The organism is Actinoplanes ianthinogenes (genome assembly GCF_018324205.1).
Classification (GTDB): Bacteria; Actinomycetota; Actinomycetes; order Mycobacteriales; family Micromonosporaceae; genus Actinoplanes; species Actinoplanes ianthinogenes.
Map to the genome: position 1 here is coordinate 9,776,027 of NZ_AP023356.1, position 19,788 is coordinate 9,795,814.

A 19,788-nucleotide genomic window follows, 5' to 3' on the forward strand; every position below is an offset into this window, starting at 1 on the left:
TCACATCTCGCGGTACGCATCCCGGTTCGCCGCGTGGAAGACCTGCTGCCACGGCCCGCTCGCCACCTCCAGCACGGTCAGCGCGGCCACCGTCTCGGCCATCGGGGACAGCACGAACCGGCTGCCCGCGAGCAGGTCGGCGGAGAGTCTCCAGGTGCCCATGACGTTTCGCCTCCCCGCGAATCGGTGGAGATCGCGGGCCAACTCTCGCACAGTCGGGACGTGCGTACCTACCGGGAGATCTTCGCCCTGCCCGAGTTCCGGGTCCTGTTCCTGGCTCGCTGCGTGACGACGACGGCCGTCGCGACCGGCAGTCTCGCGCTCGGCGCCACGACATACGCCGGCACCGGTTCGCCGGTGCTGACCGCGCTGGCGATGTTCGGCGGGCCGCTGATCACGCTGCTCGGGTCGGCCACCGTGCTCAGCGTGTCGGACACGATGGGTCCGCGGCGCGCGTCGACGATCATGCCGGCCGCGTACGTGGTCGCGTTCGCGGTGCAGGCCCTGCCGGATCTGGCCTGGGGATGGCGGTTCGTCATCCTCGCGCTCCCGCACCTGGTGGGCTCGGCGACGAGCGGTGCGACGATGCGGCTGCTGCACGAGATCGTGCCCGCGGACGGTTTCGTGCTCGGCCGGGCCAGCCTGAACATCGCGGCCGGGGTGATGCAGGTGGCCGGATACGGGCTCGGCGGCCTGCTGCTGGTCTGGTTCTCGCCCACCGTCCTCTTCCTGATCGCCGCGGGCAGCGCGGCCGCGGCGACGCTGATCCTCCGGTTCGGCATCCGGGAGCGCGCGGGCGTGACGTCCGGCAAGGGTGTCGTGGAGCGGACCCGGGAGGTGAACCGGGCGCTGCTGGGCTCACCGGTGACCCGCCCGCTCTACCTGGCGATGTGGGTGCCGAACGGGTTGATCGTCGGCTGCGAGGCGCTGTTCGTCCCCTACGCGGGCCAGTCCTCCGCCGGCTACCTGTTCGCGGCGACCGCGGCCGGGATGCTGCTGGGCGACGTGGTGGTGGGCCGGTTCGTCCCGCCCGCGCACCGCGATCGGCTGGCCGGGCCGTTGCGGCTGCTGCTGGCGGCGCCGTATCTGGGGTTCTGGCTCGCGCCGGCCCCGGCGGTCGCCGTCGTTCTCGGATTCGTCGCGTCGGCCGGGTACGCCGCCTCGCTGCTCTGGCAGGAGCGGCTCGTCGGCGTGACCGGCGCGGCGATCCGGGGGCAGGCGTTCGGTCTCTGCTCGACCGGGACGATGGTGGGTCAGGCGGTCGGCGCCGGCCTGGGCGGGGTGCTCGCCGTGCCGCTCGGCGCCCCGCACGCGATGGGTCTGCTCGCGGTGCTGTCGTTGGCTGTCTCGGTGGCGCTGACCCCGGGGCTGCGACGCTCAGCCCCGGGCCACGATCGTCAGGGCAGCAGCGCGTTGATGTCCGGCTTCTGAGTCAGCAACTGGTCGGTGACGGCCAGGTCGGCGAGGGTCTCGACGGAGGCGCGGTTCACCTCGGCGGGGAACTTCGGCAGGACGAGGACGGAGCGGACCTCGGGGGCGATCTTCGTGTAGGTGCCGAGGACGTCGCGTACCTCGTCCGGGTGCGCGTCGGCGTACGTCAAGGATTTCTTCATGGCGTCGGTGAAGCGCCGGACCAGGTCCGGGTTGGCGGCGATCAGCTGCTTCGAGGTGAAGTACATGGCCACGGTGAGGTCCGGGGCGACGTCCACGTAACTGGACGCGATCTTGCGGGCGCCGGCGGCCACCGCGGCCTGCTGGAACGGCTCGACCACGAAGATCGCGTCGACGCTGCCCTTCTGGAGCGCCGGGACCTGGTCGGGGAAGGCGAGCTCGGTGAACTTCACCGCGGCCGGGTCGCCGCCGTCCTTGCGGACCGAGGCGCGCACGCTGGTCTCGACGATGTTCTTCAGGGTGTTCGCGGCGACCGTCTTGCCGGCCAGGTCCTTGGGCGACTTGATCGGGCTGTCCGCCTTGACGAACAGGCCGGCGAAGTCCTTGCCGTCGACGCCGGTCGAGTTGTTGCCGTTCGAGACCACCTTGATCGGCAGGTTCTTGGACGCGCCGAGCAGCAGCGAGATCGTGTTGCTGAAGCCGAACTGGTACTCGCCGCCGACCACGGCCGGGACGATCGCGGCGCCACCCTGGGCGGTGGTCAGCGTCAGATCGATGTTCTGCTCCTTGAAGAAGCCCTTCTCCTTGCCCAGGTAGATCGGGGCGACGTCGACGATCGCGATCACGCCGGTGTTGACCTTGTCGAGCTGCCCGGCGGTCGTCGGCGCCTTCTCGTCGGTGCCGCCGCACCCGGCGGCAAGCAGGATCACTGCGGCGAATGCCGCGAACAGCCTGGAATTCATGCACGCAAGGTAGGGCAGTCATCCGAGCACGTCAATGAATAGCGGCCACTTTCCGGGGCATGCGGAAGCCATGACGACACCGAGTGAGAACCCGTTCGCCGTGGTCACCGGCGCCTCCAGCGGCATCGGCTACGAGCTGGCCCGGCAGCTCGCCGAGCACGGCCACGACCTGCTGATCGTCGCCGAGGACGAGGGCATCGAGGAGGCCGCCGCGGACCTGCGCCGGGACGGGCGCAACCAGGTCCTGGCGGTCCGCGCCGACCTGGCCGGCCGGACCGGCGTGGAGCAGGCGTGGGCGGCCGTGGAGGCGACCGGGCGGCCGGTCGACGCACTGGCGCTCAACGCCGGCCGGGGCATCGGCGGCGCCTTCGTCGGCGGCACCCCGCTGGAGGCCGAGCTGAACGTCATCGACGTGAACATCACCTCGACGGTGCACCTGGCCAAGCTGGCGCTGCCCGGCATGGTCGCCCGCGGGCGGGGCCGGGTGCTGATCACCTCGTCGATCGCGTCCATGATGCCGGGCACCTATCAGGCGGTCTACAACGCGTCGAAGTCGTTCGTGCAGTCGTTCGCCGAGGCGCTGCGGGCCGAGCTGAAGGACACCGGGGTGACGGTCACCGCGCTGATGCCGGGGCCGACCGACACGAACTTCTTCCACCGTGCCGAGATGGACGACACCCGGGTCGGCGCCGGCCCCAAGGACGACCCGGCGCAGGTCGCCGAGCAGGGCATCCGGGCGTTGCTCGACGGCAAGGAGAAGGTTCTCGCCGGATCGGTGAAGACCCGGGCGCAGGCGGTGGCCAGCAAGGTCATGCCGGACAGCGCGAAGGCCGAGCTGCACCGCAAGATGGCCGAGCCCGGGTCGGGGAACTGAATGGGCGACGACGAGGCGCTGCTGCGGCTCGGGCAGCGGCTGCGCGACGACGGCTACCGGTTCACCACGGTCACCCCGGCGACCCACGCGCGGGTGAACCGGCGGCCGGGCAACGAGGTGGCCGGGGACCTGCGGGACGTGTTCGGGTGGAGCCGGCCGTTCCCGCCCGAGCTGCTGCCGGGTGAGCTGCGCGAGCTGATGCTGGCGGCCGGGGTGGCCGACGAGGGCGGCGTGCTGTGGCGCAGCCGGGTGCGGTTCTCGACGTACGACGGCGAGCTGTTCGTGCACTCGGCGTTCCCCACCGACGCGCCGGACTCGGTGTTCTTCGGCCCGGACACGTACCGGCTGATCGATGCCGCCACGGCGTACCTGGAGGGTCGCGAGCAACCGGTCGCCCGGGTGGCGGACATCGGCTGCGGCACCGCGGCGGGCGCGATCGCGGTCGCGAAGCGAGCGCCGGACGCGCAGGTCCTCGCCGTGGACATCAACGACACCGCGCTGCGCTACGCCCGGGTCAACGCCCGGCTGGCCGGGACCACCGGGGTGCAGCCGCGCCACGGTGACCTGCTCGACGACGTGGACGGCGCGTTCGACCTGATCATCGCGAACCCGCCGTTCATGGTCGACCCGGCCGGCCGCGCCTATCGCGACGGCGGCGGCCCGGACGGCAATGATCTGTCCCTGCGCATAATCGACGCCGCGGCGAAACGGCTCGCGGGCGGCGGGGCGCTGGTGCTGTTCAGCGGCACCGGGATCACCGGCGGCCGGGACCCGCTGCGGGCGGCCGCCGCCGACCGGCTGGCCGGCACCGACCTGACCTGGACCTATCGGGAGGTGGACCCGGACGTCTACGGCGAGGAGCTGGAGGGCCCGGCGTATGCCGGGGCGGACCGGATCGCGGTGGTCGTGCTGACCGCCACCCGGTCACTCCCGCAGTGACGACCGGCCCGCGGCCCACGCGTCCAGCACCGCCCGGGCCCACAGGGTGTCGACCGCGAGCGCGCACCGGGCGCCCCACAGCACCTGACCGGCCAGGTCCGGCTCGGCCAGCGCGAACGTGCCGCACAGGTCGTGCGCGGCGATCTGCTCGTGCACCGCGTCCGCCTCCACGTGCTCGTCGTAGAACGCGGTCGCGCTCGCGTCGCCACCGAGGCGGCGCAGGCCGTTGCCGTACGCCCGGTTCGGCAGCGACGAGGTCATCTCGTAGGCGGCCAGGTGGCCCAGGATCGCGCCGCGACGGGCCCGGTGCAGGCCGAAGAACGACATCAGGTTGTTGACCGCCAGCGTCTCGGCGGGCACCGCGTGCACGTAACCGCCATAGGTCAGGTCCAGCCCGAACCAGCTCATGGTCTGCTTGAACAGCTCCTGGTGCATCCGGCCGGTGACCCCGTCGCCGTACTCGTCGGCCTGGATCTCGACGAGGGCGGCCTTGGCCCGCCCGCCGAGTCGCGGGATCGCCCAGGTGTGCGGGTCGGCCTCGCGCAGGTGGTAGACCGACCGGTGGATGACGAACTCGCGGAACTGCTCGTGGGTGGCCCGCCCGCGCAGGTAGCCGGAGAGGGACGGCCCGTCGTCGGCGGCCACGATCCGGGCCAGCTCGGCCGGGACCGTCTCCGGGTCGGCGGCCACCGGCGGCCCGGCCAGCTCGTGCAGCCGGTCCTGCCAGCGGTCCTCCAGCTCGGCGCGCAGCCGCAGCAGGTCGAGGCGCCATTCCCAGGCGTCGTCGACCCCGTCCCAGCCGCGGTAGGCCAGCTCGTAGCAGACGAACAGCGCCAGATGGAAGTCCTCGTCGTCGTCGGGCGCGACGGTGAAGTCGGCGGCGCCACCGGACAGCGCGTCGATCACAGCGCTGGACAGGGCCCCTCGTGCCACCGGCAATTTCATGGCCGGACGATTGCCCGTTTGCGGAACCGCGAAACGGGGATCTTCCCGGCATGACGTCGACCATCACTCCGTACGAGGACGGCCCGCTGCTCATCCGCGGCGACTTCGAGCTGGTCACGCCGGACGGGAGGCGGATCGATCCGGCGCGCCGCACCGTCGCGCTGTGCCGCTGCGGCAAGTCGGCCGACAAGCCGTTCTGCGACGGCACCCACAAGACCGTGCGATTCAAGGCCGGAACCGGACGCGACAACCCGCCACCGAGCGTCGATTGATTACGGTGAGCGGGTGACGGAGATACCGCCCGATGTTCCGCCGGGCTACCAGCCGCCCCCGGTCTACGCCTATCAGCCGCCGCCACCCCGCAACGATCGCCGGAACCTCGGCCTGATCATCCTGGTCGCCGTCCTGGGTCTGCTGGTCGTCGCCGGCGGCGCCCTGGTGGTCCTGCGGGCGGCGCCCGCCGACGAGCCGGCGGCTCAGCCGGTGGCCGCCGCGCCGGCCGGCGACCCGGTCGGCGCCGCCCCGACCGGCGCCGCCGACTGGCCGGAGCTGGAGGTGCACCCGGCCGGCGCCGAGCTCATCCTCCAGGGCCACGCGCAGAACACCGCTACCTGGATCCACTTCACCAACGAGACCGCCGGTACGGTGGTCGTCAAGTGGGTGGGCTACGACCAGCAGCGGATCTTCTACCAGGAGTTGGCTCCGGGCGAGAGCTACGACCAGCCGACCTATCTCGGGCACGTCTGGATCGTGACCCGGCCCGACGGCACGCCGTTCGCCGTCTTCGAGGCGACCGGTGAGCCGAGCCGGGCCACCATCCGCTGATCAGCCGACCGGTGCCGGCGCGGGGGCCGGTTCCCGGTCCGTGGCGGGCCGCAGCAGGGCCAGGATCGCGACCCCGGTCAGCACCGCCAGGACCGCGCTGATCAGGAAGACCCGGTCGAGGCCGGCCGCGTAGGCGCCGCGCAGCACCGCGCCGGGCACCTCGGCGGCCAGCGCCGGATAGTCGCCGCCGACCAGCCGCTCGGCGACCGCGGCACCCAGGTCGTCCCGGATCCGGGCGGTCATCAGGGTGGCCAGCACCGGCAGTGCCAGGGCGTACCCGAGCTGCCGGAACGTGTTGGCCGCCCCGTTCGCCATCCCGGCCCGCTCCGGGCGCACCACGGACAGCGCGGCCGACGCCAGCACCGGCGTGCTCAAACCCACCCCGACACCGGTCACCGCCAGTCCGGGCAGCACCGCGGCCCAGCCCGAGTCGCCGTCGACCAGCAGGCACAGCGCGTTGCCACAGCCGATCAGCAGCAGCCCGCCGCCGATCGTCCAGCGGGCCGGAACCCCGTGCAGCAGCCGCCCGCCCGCCGCCGCGACCACGAAGGAGACCACGGCCATCGGCGCCAGCACCAGACCGGCCGCCATCGGGCCGAGGCCGAGCACCGACTGCGCCCACAGCGAGATGAACACCGTGTTGGCGAACGCGGCGGCGGTCAGTCCCGCCGCCCCGGCCATCAGCACGGTGAACGCCGGGCGCCGGAACAGCGCCAGGTCCAGCATCGGCTGCTCGCGACGGCGTTCCAGCAGCAGGAACAGCAGGGCGGCGGCCACCCCGGCGGCCAGCACGCCGGCCGTCGCCGGGTCGGTCCAGCCGGCTTCCCCGGCCCGGATCAGGCCGTAGACGATCAGCGACACCGAGCACGTGAAGGTGGCCACGCCGGGCAGGTCCAGCCGCCCGGCGCCGGAGCCGCGGCCGCCGGGCAGGGCCAGCCGGGCCAGGATCAGGGCCGCCACCGCGACCGGCAGGTTGATCAGGAAGATGGAGCGCCAGCCGACCTGCTCGGTGAGCAGCCCGCCGAGGATCGGGCCGGCCGCGGCCGCCGCCCCGTTCGCGGCGCCCCACACACCGAAGGCCACCGAGCGGTCCCGGCCGGTGTAGGTGAGGCCGAGCAGGGCGGCGTTGGTGGCGTACATGGCCGCGGCGCCCGCGCCCTGCACGCCGCGGGCGAGGATCAGCGTGCCGGTGTCCGGGGCCAGCCCGCAGGCCAGCGAGGCGGCGGCGAAGACGATCAGGCCGGTCACGAAGACCCGCCGGTGCCCGAGCCGGTCGGCCAGCGAACCGGCCGCCATCAGCAGCGAGGCGAGCACCAGCACATAAAGGTCGACGGTCCACTGCAGGGCGGAGAACGACGAGTGCAGCTCGGCGGCCAGGTCCGGGGCGGCGATGGTGACGATGGTCAGATCGACCAGCAGCATGAACGTGCTCAGCGAGACGGCGAGCAGGGGCAACCATTTGCGCATGCCGGGGACGATGCCCGCCGGTCCGGGTTCGCGGCACACTCGCGACGGATCCCGGCGGATTCCGACACGCTGATACGGTACGCCGGTGGATCCACTCACCCTGGATGACCTCGATCGGCAGTTGGCCCACGCGTTGCAGGTCGACGGGCGCGCCTCGTTCAGCCAGATCGCGGCCGTGCTCGGCGCGTCCGACCGCACCGTGGCCCGGCGCTATCAGCGGCTGCGGTCCACCGGAGCGCTGCGCGTGGTCGGCTTGCCGTACGCGGGCGCCCTCGGTCACGTCGACTGGCTGATCCGGATGCGCTGCACTCCGGACGCGGCGATGCCGGTGGCGACCGCGCTGGCCCGGCGCGCCGACACGTCATGGGTGTCGGTGATGTCCGGCGGTACCGAGATCAGCTGCATCACCCGCACCCGCAAGCAGGCCGAGGACGGCGAGCTGCTGCTGCAACGGCTGCCGAGGAACTCGCGGGTCACCTCGGTCAGCGCGCACTGCATCCTGCGCGCGGTGGCCGGCACCAACGGCTGGCCCGGGCGCACCGCCGCCCTGACCCCGGACCAGGTGGCCGCCCTCCAGCCGCCCGCCGCCCAGCCCGCCGGCCGGGTCACGCTCACCACCGCCGACAACGACCTGCTGACCATGCTGGCCCGCGACGGCCGGGCGACGCACCCGGCGCTGGCCGCGGCGACCGGCTGGTCGGAGACCACCGTCCGGCGCCGCCTCGAGGAGCTGCGCCGCACCGACATCCTCTATTTCGACGTGGAGATCGACCCGGCCCTGTTCGGATACACCGCCGAGGCGATGCTGTGGCTGACCGTCGCCCCGTCCGCCCTGACCGGCGTCACCCAGGCGCTGGCGAGTCACCCGCAGATCGCGTACGCCACCGCGGTGACCGGCCCGGCCGGCATCGCCGCCTCCGTCCTCTGCCGCAACCTGGACGAACTCTACGAGTACCTGGCCAACGGCGTCGGCGCCCTCGACGGTGTCTCCAGCGCGGAAACCGTCCCCCTGGTGCGCCGCGTCAAGGGCGCCGGCACCGTCCTGGTCAGCTGACCGGAAGCCGGAGCGTGAACGTGGTGGCCGCCGGTCCCGGCTCGCTCACGGTCAGCGTGCCCCCGTGCTGCTCGACGACCGCCCGCGCCACCGTCAGCCCGAGACCGTGACCCGGCACCCCCTGATGCCGGGCCGCCTCGCCGCGGAAGAACAGATCGAACAGCCGCCCGCGCTCCTCCGCCGGAATCCCCTCCCCCACGTTCGACACCGTCACCACCGCCGCGCCCGCGTCCGCGTGCACCCCGACGTTCACCGCTGTGCCCGCGACCGCCCAGGTCACCGCGTTGGTCAGCAGCTCGTCCAGCACCTCCCGCAGCCGCTCCGGGTCGCCGTCGACGGTGACCGCCTCGGCCGCGTCGACCACCACGCCGGTCCGGCCGGACACCGCGGCGCGGACCAGCTCGGCCAGGTCCATCGGCGCCCGGTTCAGCTCGATGTGGCCCCAGCGCAGGCCGGCCACGTCGAGCAGGCGCATCACGATGCCGCGCAGGCTCTCCGCGTTGCGCAGCATCACCGTCAGGGCGTCCCGCTGCTCGTCGTCCAGCCCGGGGTCGTCGAGGAGCAGCTCGGTGTGCGCCTGGATGCTGGTCAGCGGCGTGCGCAGCTCGTGCCCGACCAGCGCGATGTACTCGTCCCGGGTGCGGTCCAGCTCCGCCGCGAGTCGTTCGGCGCGGCGGCGTTCGAGGAACTCGCCGAGCCGGGCGCCGATCCCGGTGACCACCGCGTCCCGCAGGTGCTCGGAGATCTCCTCACCGTCGCTGTAGCAGACCAGCACCCCGAGCGGTTTCGGCCCGGACGGGACCGGGATGGCCAGCGCCGCGCCGGCCCCCGCCTCCCTCTCCCACAGCGGGGTGGCCGCCCGCCACGCCCGCCCCGGCAGTCCCACGCTCAGGCTCGGCGGGTCCTCCCGGTGGAAGAACGTCCAGCGGGCCTCCCGCCGCAACGCCTGGGTGACCTCGTCGAGCACCCAGAACTCGGTCGCCGACCAGCCGATCGAGGTGCCGACAATCCGCATCACCTGCCGCAGCGTCTCCCCGGACGGACGCCCCTGCGCGATCAGGTGGGTGACCTCCAGCTCGCCCTCCTGCAACCGGGCGGCGAGCCGGCGGGCGGTGATGTCCCGCAGCGACACCACCGTGGTGAGCCCCGGCTGCCCGGCGATCGGGCGGGCGTTCATCCGCAGGATCCGCCGGGGCCGCCCGGGCAGGCGCAGGTCCACCTCGGCGTCCCGGACCACCTCGCCGCGCACCGCGCGCCGCAGCGGCGGACGCAGCTGCTCCGGCCACTGGTCGTCGAGCAGCTCCCAGGCGGTCTGGTTGCGCAGCACCGGCCGGCCCTGCGCGTCGCAGGCCAGGATCGCGATGTCCAGGCTGTCGGCCGCGGCCTGCATCGTCGCGGTCCGCTCCTGCGCCTGGCGCCGGGCGAAGATCTCCGACTCGACCTGCTCGGTGCGCACCCGCAGCTCGCCGGCGAGGCGTCCCAGCGCGCCGTCCTGCTGCGCCAGGACGTATTCGGTGACGTCCTCCACCCGGTGCACGAGCAGCGCGATCGTGCCGTCGGCGGCGAACACCGGCGCGTTGACCGGCGCCCAGTAGCGAGTCTCGAAGGTGCCGTCGGGTCGCGGGATGTCGTATTTGTGGATGGCCATCACGTCGGTGACGCCCTCGCGACGGACCCGGTCGAGCGACGCGGCGAGCCGGTTCACCCCGCCCGGCTCGGTGTCGTCGGGGTTGTCGGGGAAGGCGGTGAACAGGTGCAGTCCCAGCAGCTCGTCGCGCCCGCGCATGGTGGCCGTCAGGTAGGTGTCCGTGACGTCGACGATGATCAGCTCGGGGTCCAGCACGAGCAGCGCCGCCGGCGAGCTGCGGAACAGCGTCCGATAGTCGAGCCCAGTCTTGCCCACGACCGCCGAGGTACTAGACATAACGGGCATATCCTCGCATGCCAGCGGCCGCCCGGCGGGCACTCCGCAAGATCAAGATCTGATTTGCGTACGCCGTGAGCACCGCCCCGCCACGCTCGGCGGGACGGTGCTCACGGCGTACCCGAATCGGGTCGTGAAATCAGGCGGCGACAGCGGCGTGCAGCCGGCGGGACAGGAACGTGCCCGCACGGTCGAGCGCCTCGTCGGCGTCGTCGAGCGCCCCGAAGTTGATCTGATAGACGTGCGGCAGCCCGGGCCCCACCTCGAGGGTCACCTCGACGTCGTCGGCGGCGGCCCGCGCCGCCAGCCGCACCGCGTCGTCCAGCAGCAGCTCGTCGCCGCCGACCTGGACCAGCAGCGGCGCCAGCCCGGACAGATCAGCGAAGATCGGACTCGCCGCCCGGGCCGCCGCGGCCGTCGGCGCGTAGTGATCGGCATACCACCGCAGCGCCGGCACGTCGAACAGCGGATCGGCGCCGGCCCGGGTCCGCAGGCTCTCGCCGGTGAGGGTCAGATCGGCCCACGGGGAGAAGACCGCGGCCGCGGCCGGCTGCGGCAGCCCGGCCTCGCGCGCCGCGACCAGCAGCGCGACGGTGAGCCCGCCCCCGGCCGAGTCACCGGCCACCACGATGTCGCTCGCCGCGGTCGTGACCAGCACCTCCCGGTAGGCCGCGAGGGCGTCCTCGACCGCGCCCGGGTACGGATGCTCCGGCGCCAGCCGGTAATCCAGCGAATATCCGGTCCCGCCGGTCCGGGCCACCAGCGCCGAGGCGAGCCGCGCGCCGGTCCGGTGCGAGCCGACCACGTAGCCGCCGCCGTGCAGATACAGCACCACCGTCCGGGACTGATCATCACCGCGCAGGCGCACCGCGCGCCGGCCGCCCAGCGTGACGTCGTCGCCGATCACCCCGGACGCGAGCGGCCGTGCCGTCCCGAACAGCTCGAACCCGGCCCGCTCCTGCTCGACGGTCCCGCGCTCCTTCGGCGCCGCGGCCAGCGCCGCCCGGACCGCGTCCCGCTGTTGCTGTCGGCTCATGTCAACCTCCATGACGATGGACTGGCAAAATTGCCTCACTCGCGACAACTAGCTTCCCTGGAAGCTAATTCCTTTGAATGGAAGTCTTGCCCGTGACGGACCTCACATCGCTGTTCACCGATCTCGTCCGGACCGAGACGCTGCTCTGGAACCGTGTCGACGCGCGCGTGCGCGCCGAGCACGACATGGCGCTCGGCCAGCTGGAGTTCCTGCGCATCATCGACGGCCGCCCGGCCTGCCGGGTCTTCGACATCGCCCAGGAGGTCGGCATCACCGTCGGCGCCACCAGCAAGGGGGTGGATCGCCTGGTCGCCCGGGGCTGGTGCGAGCGGCGCGCCAACCCGGACGACCGGCGCTCGTCACTGCTGTCCCTCACCCCGGCGGGCTCGCAGGCGCTGGCCGCGGCGGTGCCGACCTTCGAGGCGGCCTGGGCCGAGCAGGTGGCCGCCCTCCCGCAGCCGATGCTGGCTCAGCTGGCCGCCGGACTGCACACCTGGCGCCGCCACCTCGAGTCCGGAATGGCCCAGCCGACTGAGGCCGAATTGGACCATGGCAACGGGCCGGGCGCGGCCTAGCGTTGGCACATGCGGATCTTCGTCGCCGGCGCGACCGGCCAGGTCGGACGCCTGCTCATCCCGATGCTGATCGCCGGCGGTCACCAGGTGACCGGGATCGGGCGCAGCGCGGACGGGGTGCGGGCGCTCGCCGAGCAGGGCGCCGCCGGGGTGCGGGTGGACGTCTACGACCGGGCGGCGCTGGCCGCGGCGGTGCGTGAGGCCGCGCCGGACGTGCTGGTGCACCAGTTGACGGCACTGTCCGGTGGCAGCCTGGCCGACAACGCCCGGATCCGGCACGAGGGCACCCGGAACCTGGTCGACGCGGCGAAGGCGGCCGGGGTGCGACGGCTGGTGGCACAGTCGATCGCCTGGGCGTACGCGCCCGGGGACACGCCGGCGACCGAGGAGACGCCGCTGGACCCGGCCGCCGACGGGGCGCGGGCGGTGACGGTGGACGGGGTGCGGGCGCTGGAGACACAGGCCGCCGAGGTGGTGGAGCACGTGGTGCTGCGGTACGGCATGTTCTACGGCCCCGGCACCTGGTACCACCGGGAGGGGCGGGTCGGCCGGCAGTTGCTGGCGGGCGACTTCACGGCGAACGACGGGGTGACCTCGTTCCTGCACATCGAGGACGCGGCGCTCGCGGCGGCGCAGGCGGTGTCCTGGCCCGCCGGCGTCTACAACATCGTGGACGACCAGCCCCTGCCGTCCCGGGTGTGGGCGGCCGCTTTCGCCGAGGCGCTCGGCGCGCCCCCGCCGAGGGTCGTCCCGGGCCGGGCCGCTTGGGAGCGTGGGGCTGACAATTCGCTGGCCCGCGCGAAGCTTTCCTGGACCCCGAAACACCCCCTTTTCCGTACGACCTGAGCCCTCCTCGCCGATGCGCCCGGCACGGCCGGGCCGCCCGGTGCTCCATGGTGAGGGCGTCTGGCGTCTTTGCGCGGCTGCCCGGCGGACCGGGACCGGGCGACGATCTCTTCCGAGCGCGACGGCCGTCACACTTCGGTTATTACCGGTATATGCCGATTCATCGGAGATAGCGTTTTCTTGCCTGCTGCCGGTCGAGACCGAAAGAGAAAACGCTCCGTTGTTTCAGCTGTTCACCGCCCACCTGCGTCCGCTCGTCGTCGTCGCCGTCAGCCTGCTCGTGTGCGCGTTCGCCGCGGCGCTGCTGCGTCGCAAGGTCCGGCCCGCCGTCGAGGCCGTTTGCCGGGCGGCGGTCGCGCGGATGCGACCGCACATGCCGGACCCGCTGCGGCGGGTCGTGCGACGGTGTCGCGCCTGGGTCGATCCGGCGCTCGTCCGCTCCGGGCTGGTGACCGCGGTCGCCGCCGGCATGGCCTGGTCGGCGGCGAGCACCCTGGGGCTGGCCGGGCCGGTCACCGCGGCGATCTCCGCGACCCTGTCGGTGCAGCTCAGCTCGCACGCCTCGGTCCGGGAAGGCACCCAGCGGCTGATCGGCACGCTCGCCGGCATCGCCGTCACCGTGGTGGTGTGGGGCACGTTCGGGCTCACGCCGTGGTCGATCGCGATCATCACGGGGTGCGGGCTGGCCGCCGGGCGGCTGCTGCGACTGGGCGACAGTGCGGTCACGGTGCCGCTCACCTCGCTCGGCATTCTGGTGGCCGGCAGCGCCGTGACCGAGACGTTCGTGTGGCAGCGGATCGCGGCCACGGCCCTCGGCATCGTCGTCGGCGCGATCCTGTCTCCGCTGGTCGGTGGCATGACGCCGCGGGAACGTGCGCGGTGGAACCTGACTCAGCTGTCCACCGGCATCGCCGCCCTGCTCGGCGAGCTCGGCGCCGGTGCCCGGGACGGCTACAGCCGGGAGCAGGCGGCCCGGTGGCTGGCACGGTCCCGGGAGCTCGGCGCCGACCTCGACGAGGCGGTCACCGCCGTGGACGACCTGCTGCGGCAGGCCCGATGGTCACTGCGGACACCGGTGGGCCGGGTGACGCCGTTGCGGGAGACGGTGCGGGCGCTGGAGCACGGGGTCGACCAGGTGAACTCGGTGGCCCGGTCGATGTTCGACTCGGCCGCCACGCCGCACGCACCCGGGGTGCCCGCACAGATCGGGCCGGTGCTCACGGCCGCCTCGGAAGCGTTCGCGGCGCACGCCGGCTACTCCGCCCATGCGGGATCTGCCGGCACTTCGCCGACCGGCAGCTCCTACCAGAGCCTTCAGGCGTCGCTGGAGGCGCTGCGGGACACGCGGCGGCACACGGTCCGGACGGTCCGGACCGAGGTGGACGACACCGGGGTGCTGGTGCTGACCGGCTCGATCATCACCGACATCGACCGAATGGCCGGGTCGCTGGAGCGGACCGCTCCCGCGCTGAGCATCGGGGTGCGGGAGCCGGGACCGAGCATCCCAGCCGTTTCGGAGGTGCTGCCGGCGGTCCGGCTCATGGTGCGCAAGGCCGCGACGCGACGCTGATCTCCAGCAGCTCGGGCGGTGGGAACTCGGCCGGCTTCTCGTCCACGCCGGCCCACTCGATGCCGCCGAGCCGATCGTCGCCGAAGCTGTAAAGGAACAGCTCGTCGTAGGCTCCGCGGACCGAGGCGTTGACGCGCACGTTCATCCCGGTGCCGTCCTGGAAGTCGATGGACGGGCAACCGCAGCCGCACTCGCCGACCACCCGGGCCTCGGCCGCCTGACGTCGCAGCTCCTCCACGCCCTCGAAATCCACGGTCAGCAGCGCGTCGAGAACTGCCCGCTCCCGCTCGGTCAATGCTCTGGGCGCCACACCGCCGATCATCCCAGGCGGCCCCCTGCGGCGCTCCCGCGGCCGGTTTCCGTCCCCGCCGAATCGCGTGGCGCCTGGCGCCACCTCGTGAGCGCTACAGCTGCCAATCCAGGACCGCGGCGTCACGCGGCACCGGCGCGGCTGCCGGTTGCTCCTCAGCCACGTCGATCGTGATATCGGTGGCGGTCTGCAGATCGCGGATCAGTGCGGTGGTGTCGGCCAGCAGTTGCTGCGCCGCGGCGTCGGAGCGCTGCGTGTGCTCGACGAACCCGCCGGTCGCCGTGCCCATGGCGGCGCTCAGCTCGACCAGGTTGCCGATTCCGCGCCGCTGCTCCTCGAACTGCTCGCCCATCCCGCGCAGCGTGTCGGCGATCGTGGTCAGCTGCTGCGTGACGGTGGTGACACTGCCGGTCAGCCGGTCGCCGGCGGCGGCACCGTCGTGGATGCGCTCGATCGTGTCGCCGACCTGGGCGGAGCTGCTGCTCGCCGCTTCGCCGGCGCGGGCGGACAGCTGCCGCACCTCGTCGGCCACGACCGCGAACCCCTGCCCGGCGTCCCCGGCGCGCGCGGCCTCGATGGTCGCGTTGAACGACAGCAGCGTGGTCTGCGCGGCCACCGCGCCGATCTGGCCGATGACTCGCATCGTGGCGGTGGAGCTGTCCTGGATGGACCGCATCGACGCGGCGAGCTGGGTCAGCCCGTCACGGCTGTGGTCCGCGGCGGTGCCGGCGTCGGAAGCGAGCCGCATGGCGTGCCCGGCCGTGGTGTCCATGGCATCGCTGACCTCGCGCAACTGCTGCAACGCATCGGTCAGCAGCATCAACGCCTGGGCCTGTTCGGCGGCCGAGGCGGCCAGGCCCTTGTTTTGTTCGACGAGACGCCGGCTGCGTCCGGCGATCCGGGCGGCGTGCTGCCCCAAGGCGCGGGCCAGGCGGTCAGCGATGTCACGCTGCCGTTCGGCCTCCGCGCCCGCTGCGACAGCCTGCTCCCGGTGAGCCGACAACGCCGCCCACGAACCGCTCGACACCAGGTAGATCACGGCCAGCACGATGACTCGCAGCGCCAAGGTCGCCAATTCGCCCGGGTCGGCCAGGCGTAAGTCGTCGTACAGGCCACCCACCGCGACGAGCATGGCGGCGCTGACCGCCGTCCAGGCCCGGGCCGCCCGGGGCGACGCGAACTGACCGGCCAGCAGCGGCAGCAGCATCACCACCATGCTGCGGGTGCCACCCTCACCGGGTACCGGCGTGGCCGGCAGCAGCGCCACAGCGCCGAGCTTCACGGCATAGAACCAGACGAAGATCGTCGCTGCGCGTCCGGTGTCGTGCCCCCGCGGCCGCAGCCACCGGAGGAAGACCACATCGGCCACGACAAGCAGGGAATACATTGCGGCCAGCAGCCACAAGTCACGAGCGGCGACGATGACCGCCGCCACACCCAGCGACGCGGCGCTGACCCTTACAAAGATGTGGATCCGGCGGATCAACACCGAATCGTCGGCCACGATCGACGCGTCGCGCCGATCCTCAATGCCGGTCACAGCAATATCCCTCATCACCCGACTACTCGAACGGCATCCTCATCGGCCGCTTTCGAAGTCTGCTGAGCGCTCGCGACGTGCCCTATCTCACGCTTCCGTCGCCGCCTCAACGGTGGTGCCTCTAGGGCAGCTGGAACAGGGACGGGAAACGCAGGCCGAGCCACGGGCGGCGGCCGGTGGCGAACGCGCCGCCGCCGGCGATCGCTCGCCACAGGCTGCGGCGGTGGAAGCCGACCAGGAGCGCGTCGCACCCGGACAGGGACAGCACGCAGTCGGGCTCGACGTCACCGGCCGGAAGGCTCCGGGCCCGTCCGGCCTCCAGCTGGATCACGAATCGCGGCGCCCGGCGGATGCGCATCTCGAAGCTTCCGGTGAAACCGGCCGCGGCCGGATCGACGAGCAGCGGCAGCATCTCGCTCATCACCGTCGGCGCGGCCGAGGCGGCCGAGCTTTCGTCGAGCCACGGCCGGGTCCGCAAGGCTCGCGCGATGTCGTAGCCGTGCACGACACTCTCGCTGACGGTGAGAGCGGCGAGGGTGCCGGCCGTCCGCGTGACGCCGGCCCCGTACCACGGCGTGGGCCGAGGTGATCGGAAGTCCACCTCCGCGTCCAGGGCCGCGAGCAGCTCGTCCGCACATTCGCGCAGCCCGTCGGCGGCCTCGCGGGGCCCGGGGAACGAGATCACCGTCACCGCGCGAGCGTTCGTCGAGGCGACCATCTCCAGCAGGGTGTCACCGGTGCCCAGGTTCGCGACGATCTCCGGATCGAGATCGGCGCCACGCAGGGTCAGCGCGAAGGCCCGGTAGATCACGCAGAGGTGCGCGACCAGCTGGCCGGCGGTCCAGTCCAGCCCCGGTGCCCGGCCGTCCAGGTCAGGGGCGAACCGGACCCGGTCGACCAGGCGGCGACTCTCCCGCTCCAGGGCGGCGCGCAGCGCGTCCCGTTCCGGCTCGACGATCATCCTGGGGATGATGCGGGACGAGCCCGTGGCGCGCATCATCACTCCGGGCAGAAATGAGACCTCACGGCTGGGCTCGGTGGCCGGTGATGCCGTCCAGGACGGTGGTCACGTTGTGGTGGAACGTCTCCTCCGCGTCGAGGTGGGCGCCCTCCACCACGAGCCGGGCCACCGTCGGATACCTGCCGGTGTCCAGCATCCGGCGCAGGTACGGCCCGAGCGCAGCCTGCCAGGCCGTCACATCGGTGCCGGTCGAGCGGGCGGTACGCCGTTCGGTGATCTCGCGGCGGAGCGCGCCCACGACGAACGCGCTGAGACCTCCCAGCGCCCGCTGGAGGTCGTCGATGCTCCGCACCGCGGGCGCCTGGCTCAACGCCGCCGCCGTCGCCTCCCCCACGGCCATGGCGTGCGGCCCCAGGTGCGGCCGCGCGCCCAGCAGGTCGGCGAACCACTCGTGCGCCAGGGCAGCCTCCCGGGTGCGATGCACGATGGCCAGCACCGTGTCGCGCCAGGAGGCCTGCTCGTCGCCCTCGGCGATCCGGGCATAGACGGCGTCCACCATCAGATCGAGCAGCTCCGACCGGTTGAGCACGTAGTCGTAGAGCCGCATCGGCCCGACCCCGAGCTCCTTGGCGATCTTGCGAACGGACAGCCCGTCGAGGCCGTGCTCGTCGGCCAGCCGGATCGCGGCAGCGGCGATCTTCGCCCGGCTCAGCGGCACCGGGGCGGCCCGGGGCTGGGGCTCGGGACGTTCCCAGACGGGTAGCGGTGCGCTACCGTACGGCGTATCCATAAGGTACAGCGTACGGTAAGGAGTCGTTCCATGCACCTCGCGATCGTCGGCGGTGGCCTCGGCGGCCTCACGCTGGCCCGGATCCTGCACCTGCACGGCATCGACGCGGTGGTCTACGAGCGCGAGACCGATCGGTCCGCCCGGGCACAGGGCGGCATGCTCGACCTGCACCCCGAGTCGGGACAGCAGGCCCTGGCCGACGCGGGCCTCACCGGCCGGTTCCGCTCCGAGGCGCGCCCGGAGGGCGAGGAGCACCGCATCCTCGACCCGGCCGGACGCACCCTCGTGCACCACCTGCCCCGGCCCGGTGACTTCTCCGGTCGCCCGGAGATCGACCGGAGCGTGCTGCGCGACCTGCTGCTCGGCTCCCTCCCGGCCGGCACCGTCCGGTGGCAGCATCGGCTCGCCGCGGCGACGCCCCGGCCGGGCGGCGGCTTCGCCCTGACGTTCGAGGGCGGGCTCCGCGCCGGCTGTGACGTCCTGATCGGGGCGGACGGCGCCCGCTCGGTGGTCCGCGCGCTGCTGACCGACACCACCCCGGTCGCCATCGGCACCCTGGTGGAGCTGACCGTCACCGACGCCGACCGGCGCCACCCGGAGCTCGCCGAGCTGGTCGGCCCGGGCAACCTGTGGTGCATGGGCGTGCGCCGGATCCTGGCGGCGCAACGCCTCGCCGACGGCAGCATCCGGGTCGGGATCTCCCTGCCGCCGGACGTCGGCGACCCGGAGAGTCTCCGCCACAAGGATGCCGTGCTGGCGATGTTCGAGGGCTGGGATCCGAGACTCACCGCTCTCATCACCGCCGGCGACGGCCCGCCGGCACCGCGCCGGATCGAGGCGATGCCCACCGGCACCCAGTGGGCCCACCGGCCGGACGTGACCCTGATCGGGGACGCCGCCCACCTCATGCCACCGGTCGGCGAGGGCGCCAACCAGGCCATGCTCGACGCGGCCGAGCTCGCCGCCGCCCTCGCCGCCGATCCCACCGATCCGGACTCGGCGATCCGGACCTATGAGGACGCGATGTTCGCCAGGATCCTTCCGATCGCGGAGATGTCGGCGCGGATCCAGGCGATGATGCTGTCCCCCACCGCGGCCGCGGACATCGTCCGCTTCTTCACCCCGCGGGCCGCCGAGCCGACCCCGGACGCGTCCGTCGATTGATGGGTATGAGACTGGGGGCATGACTTTGCGACTTCAGCCGGATCAGCGGACCGGCTCGGCCTGGCGGGCGTTGTGGGAGATCGTCGAGGGGCGGCTCACCGAGGACTCGTTGCGGTCGGCGCAGGCGGCGACGTCGCTGATGCCCTACGTGCAGGACCACCCCGCGCATCTGATCGTGGTGGCGGTGGACGCCATCGTGGACACGATCGTCGAGTGGGCCGACCAGATCGGGAAGAATCCGGCCTGTCTGGCCGAGACGTGTTTCACCATGCTGCACGCGCAGTCGGACCCGCCGGCCAGGTTGCTGCTGCTGGCCGCCAGTCAGACCCTGCTCGCCGTGGACCCGACCGGCGAGGCCGGGACCCCGCACCCGGTCTGTCACCCCTGGCCGCCGCACGCCACCGTCGCCTCGCTGGCCACCGCCGGCGGTGGCGAGGTGCTGCGGCAGATGCTGGAGGCGGCGCAGCAGACGCACGGGCTCGAGCAGCAACCCGTGCTCGTGGTGATCAACACCGCCCCGGCCGTGCTGACGAACGTCCTGTGGGGACAGAGCGGGTCGAACCCGGACCGGATGCGTCAGCTGCTCGACAGCCGGCGCAGCCTGCGCTGACGAG

The 19,788-nt window shown here is 72.9% G+C and carries 21 protein-coding genes; 11 read left to right on the plus strand and 10 right to left on the minus strand.

Annotated features, from left to right (window positions below):
- Positions 1–162, minus strand: coding sequence for a hypothetical protein (locus Aiant_RS44730; protein WP_189335444.1), 162 nt, complete (start codon positions 160–162; stop codon positions 1–3).
- 60 nt (positions 163–222) lie between these two features.
- Here Aiant_RS44730 and Aiant_RS44735 point away from each other — a divergent pair, with 60 nt between their 5' ends.
- On the plus strand, positions 223–1,431 hold the full coding sequence (locus tag Aiant_RS44735; protein ID WP_189335443.1) for an MFS transporter: 1,209 nt from the start codon (positions 223–225) through the stop codon (positions 1,429–1,431).
- Here the strand turns inward: Aiant_RS44735 and Aiant_RS44740 are convergent.
- Complete coding sequence (locus tag Aiant_RS44740) at positions 1,398–2,354, minus strand: ABC transporter substrate-binding protein (protein ID WP_189335442.1); 957 nt, start codon at positions 2,352–2,354, stop codon at positions 1,398–1,400. The genes Aiant_RS44735 and Aiant_RS44740 overlap by 34 nt on opposite strands.
- A 70-nt stretch (positions 2,355–2,424) precedes the next feature.
- Between Aiant_RS44740 and Aiant_RS44745 the strand changes: the two genes are divergently transcribed.
- Entirely contained in the window at positions 2,425–3,228 is an 804-nt protein-coding gene (locus Aiant_RS44745; RefSeq protein WP_189335441.1) for an SDR family NAD(P)-dependent oxidoreductase, read from the plus strand.
- Positions 3,229–4,167, plus strand: coding sequence for a methyltransferase (locus tag Aiant_RS44750; protein ID WP_189335440.1), 939 nt, complete (start codon positions 3,229–3,231; stop codon positions 4,165–4,167).
- Here Aiant_RS44750 and Aiant_RS44755 read toward each other — a convergent pair.
- Complete coding sequence (locus Aiant_RS44755; RefSeq protein ID WP_189335439.1) at positions 4,153–5,112, minus strand: iron-containing redox enzyme family protein; 960 nt, start codon at positions 5,110–5,112, stop codon at positions 4,153–4,155. The genes Aiant_RS44750 and Aiant_RS44755 overlap by 15 nt on opposite strands.
- 50 nt (positions 5,113–5,162) lie before the next feature.
- On the opposite strand from Aiant_RS44755, the gene Aiant_RS44760 reads away from it, so the two are divergent.
- Together Aiant_RS44760 and Aiant_RS44765 are read left to right on the plus strand one after the other, a co-directional pair.
- The gene (locus tag Aiant_RS44760; RefSeq protein ID WP_189335438.1) at positions 5,163–5,384 is read left to right on the plus strand and encodes a CDGSH iron-sulfur domain-containing protein; all 222 of its coding nucleotides are present in this window, start codon (positions 5,163–5,165) and stop codon (positions 5,382–5,384) included.
- 13 nt (positions 5,385–5,397) lie between these two features.
- Complete coding sequence (locus Aiant_RS44765; protein WP_189335437.1) at positions 5,398–5,937, plus strand: VHL beta domain-containing protein; 540 nt, start codon at positions 5,398–5,400, stop codon at positions 5,935–5,937.
- Here Aiant_RS44765 and Aiant_RS44770 read toward each other — a convergent pair whose 3' ends face one another.
- Positions 5,938–7,404: an MFS transporter gene (locus Aiant_RS44770; protein WP_189335436.1), complete on the minus strand. Its 1,467-nt coding sequence runs from the start codon at positions 7,402–7,404 to the stop codon at positions 5,938–5,940.
- Between the two features lie 85 nt (positions 7,405–7,489).
- On the opposite strand from Aiant_RS44770, the gene Aiant_RS44775 reads away from it, so the two are divergent.
- A complete protein-coding gene (locus Aiant_RS44775; RefSeq protein ID WP_189335435.1) occupies positions 7,490–8,458 on the plus strand; it encodes an Lrp/AsnC family transcriptional regulator in 969 nt (322 codons plus the stop codon).
- Here Aiant_RS44775 and Aiant_RS44780 read toward each other — a convergent pair.
- Entirely contained in the window at positions 8,451–10,361 is a 1,911-nt protein-coding gene (locus Aiant_RS44780; protein WP_229831212.1) for a PAS domain-containing sensor histidine kinase, read from the minus strand. The two genes, Aiant_RS44775 and Aiant_RS44780, sit on opposite strands and share 8 nt — an antisense overlap.
- Positions 10,362–10,521: 160 nt before the next feature.
- Complete coding sequence (locus tag Aiant_RS44785) at positions 10,522–11,418, minus strand: alpha/beta hydrolase (RefSeq protein WP_189335433.1); 897 nt, start codon at positions 11,416–11,418, stop codon at positions 10,522–10,524.
- Between the two features lie 92 nt (positions 11,419–11,510).
- On the opposite strand from Aiant_RS44785, the gene Aiant_RS44790 reads away from it, so the two are divergent.
- From Aiant_RS44790 to Aiant_RS44800, 3 genes are all read left to right on the plus strand, one after another.
- Entirely contained in the window at positions 11,511–11,993 is a 483-nt protein-coding gene (locus Aiant_RS44790) for a MarR family winged helix-turn-helix transcriptional regulator (RefSeq protein ID WP_189335432.1), read from the plus strand.
- Positions 11,994–12,002: 9 nt separating this feature from the next.
- Entirely contained in the window at positions 12,003–12,839 is an 837-nt protein-coding gene (locus tag Aiant_RS44795; RefSeq protein ID WP_189335431.1) for an NAD-dependent epimerase/dehydratase family protein, read from the plus strand.
- A 220-nt stretch (positions 12,840–13,059) separates the two neighbouring features.
- Positions 13,060–14,409, plus strand: a complete 1,350-nt coding sequence (locus tag Aiant_RS44800; RefSeq protein WP_229831210.1) for an FUSC family protein — start codon at positions 13,060–13,062, stop codon at positions 14,407–14,409.
- Here the strand turns inward: Aiant_RS44800 and Aiant_RS44805 are convergent.
- The 4 genes from Aiant_RS44805 to Aiant_RS44820 form a co-directional block, all read right to left on the minus strand.
- A complete protein-coding gene (locus tag Aiant_RS44805; RefSeq protein ID WP_189335430.1) occupies positions 14,378–14,719 on the minus strand; it encodes a hypothetical protein in 342 nt (113 codons plus the stop codon). The genes Aiant_RS44800 and Aiant_RS44805 overlap by 32 nt on opposite strands.
- Positions 14,720–14,813: 94 nt before the next feature.
- Positions 14,814–16,259: a methyl-accepting chemotaxis protein gene (locus Aiant_RS44810; protein ID WP_189335429.1), complete on the minus strand. Its 1,446-nt coding sequence runs from the start codon at positions 16,257–16,259 to the stop codon at positions 14,814–14,816.
- Between the two features lie 121 nt (positions 16,260–16,380).
- On the minus strand, positions 16,381–17,220 hold the full coding sequence (locus tag Aiant_RS44815; protein WP_189335428.1) for a maleylpyruvate isomerase N-terminal domain-containing protein: 840 nt from the start codon (positions 17,218–17,220) through the stop codon (positions 16,381–16,383).
- Between the two features lie 61 nt (positions 17,221–17,281).
- Positions 17,282–18,010 carry a TetR/AcrR family transcriptional regulator C-terminal domain-containing protein gene (locus Aiant_RS44820; protein ID WP_189335427.1) on the minus strand — a complete coding sequence of 243 codons (729 nt, stop codon included), beginning with the start codon at positions 18,008–18,010 and terminating at the stop codon, positions 17,282–17,284.
- A gap of 30 nt (positions 18,011–18,040) precedes the next feature.
- Here Aiant_RS44820 and Aiant_RS44825 point away from each other — a divergent pair, with 30 nt between their 5' ends.
- Complete coding sequence (locus tag Aiant_RS44825) at positions 18,041–19,174, plus strand: FAD-dependent oxidoreductase (protein WP_189335426.1); 1,134 nt, start codon at positions 18,041–18,043, stop codon at positions 19,172–19,174.
- Between the two features lie 19 nt (positions 19,175–19,193).
- Positions 19,194–19,784, plus strand: coding sequence for a hypothetical protein (locus tag Aiant_RS44830; protein WP_189335425.1), 591 nt, complete (start codon positions 19,194–19,196; stop codon positions 19,782–19,784).
- The last annotated feature ends 4 nt before the right edge of the window (positions 19,785–19,788 follow it).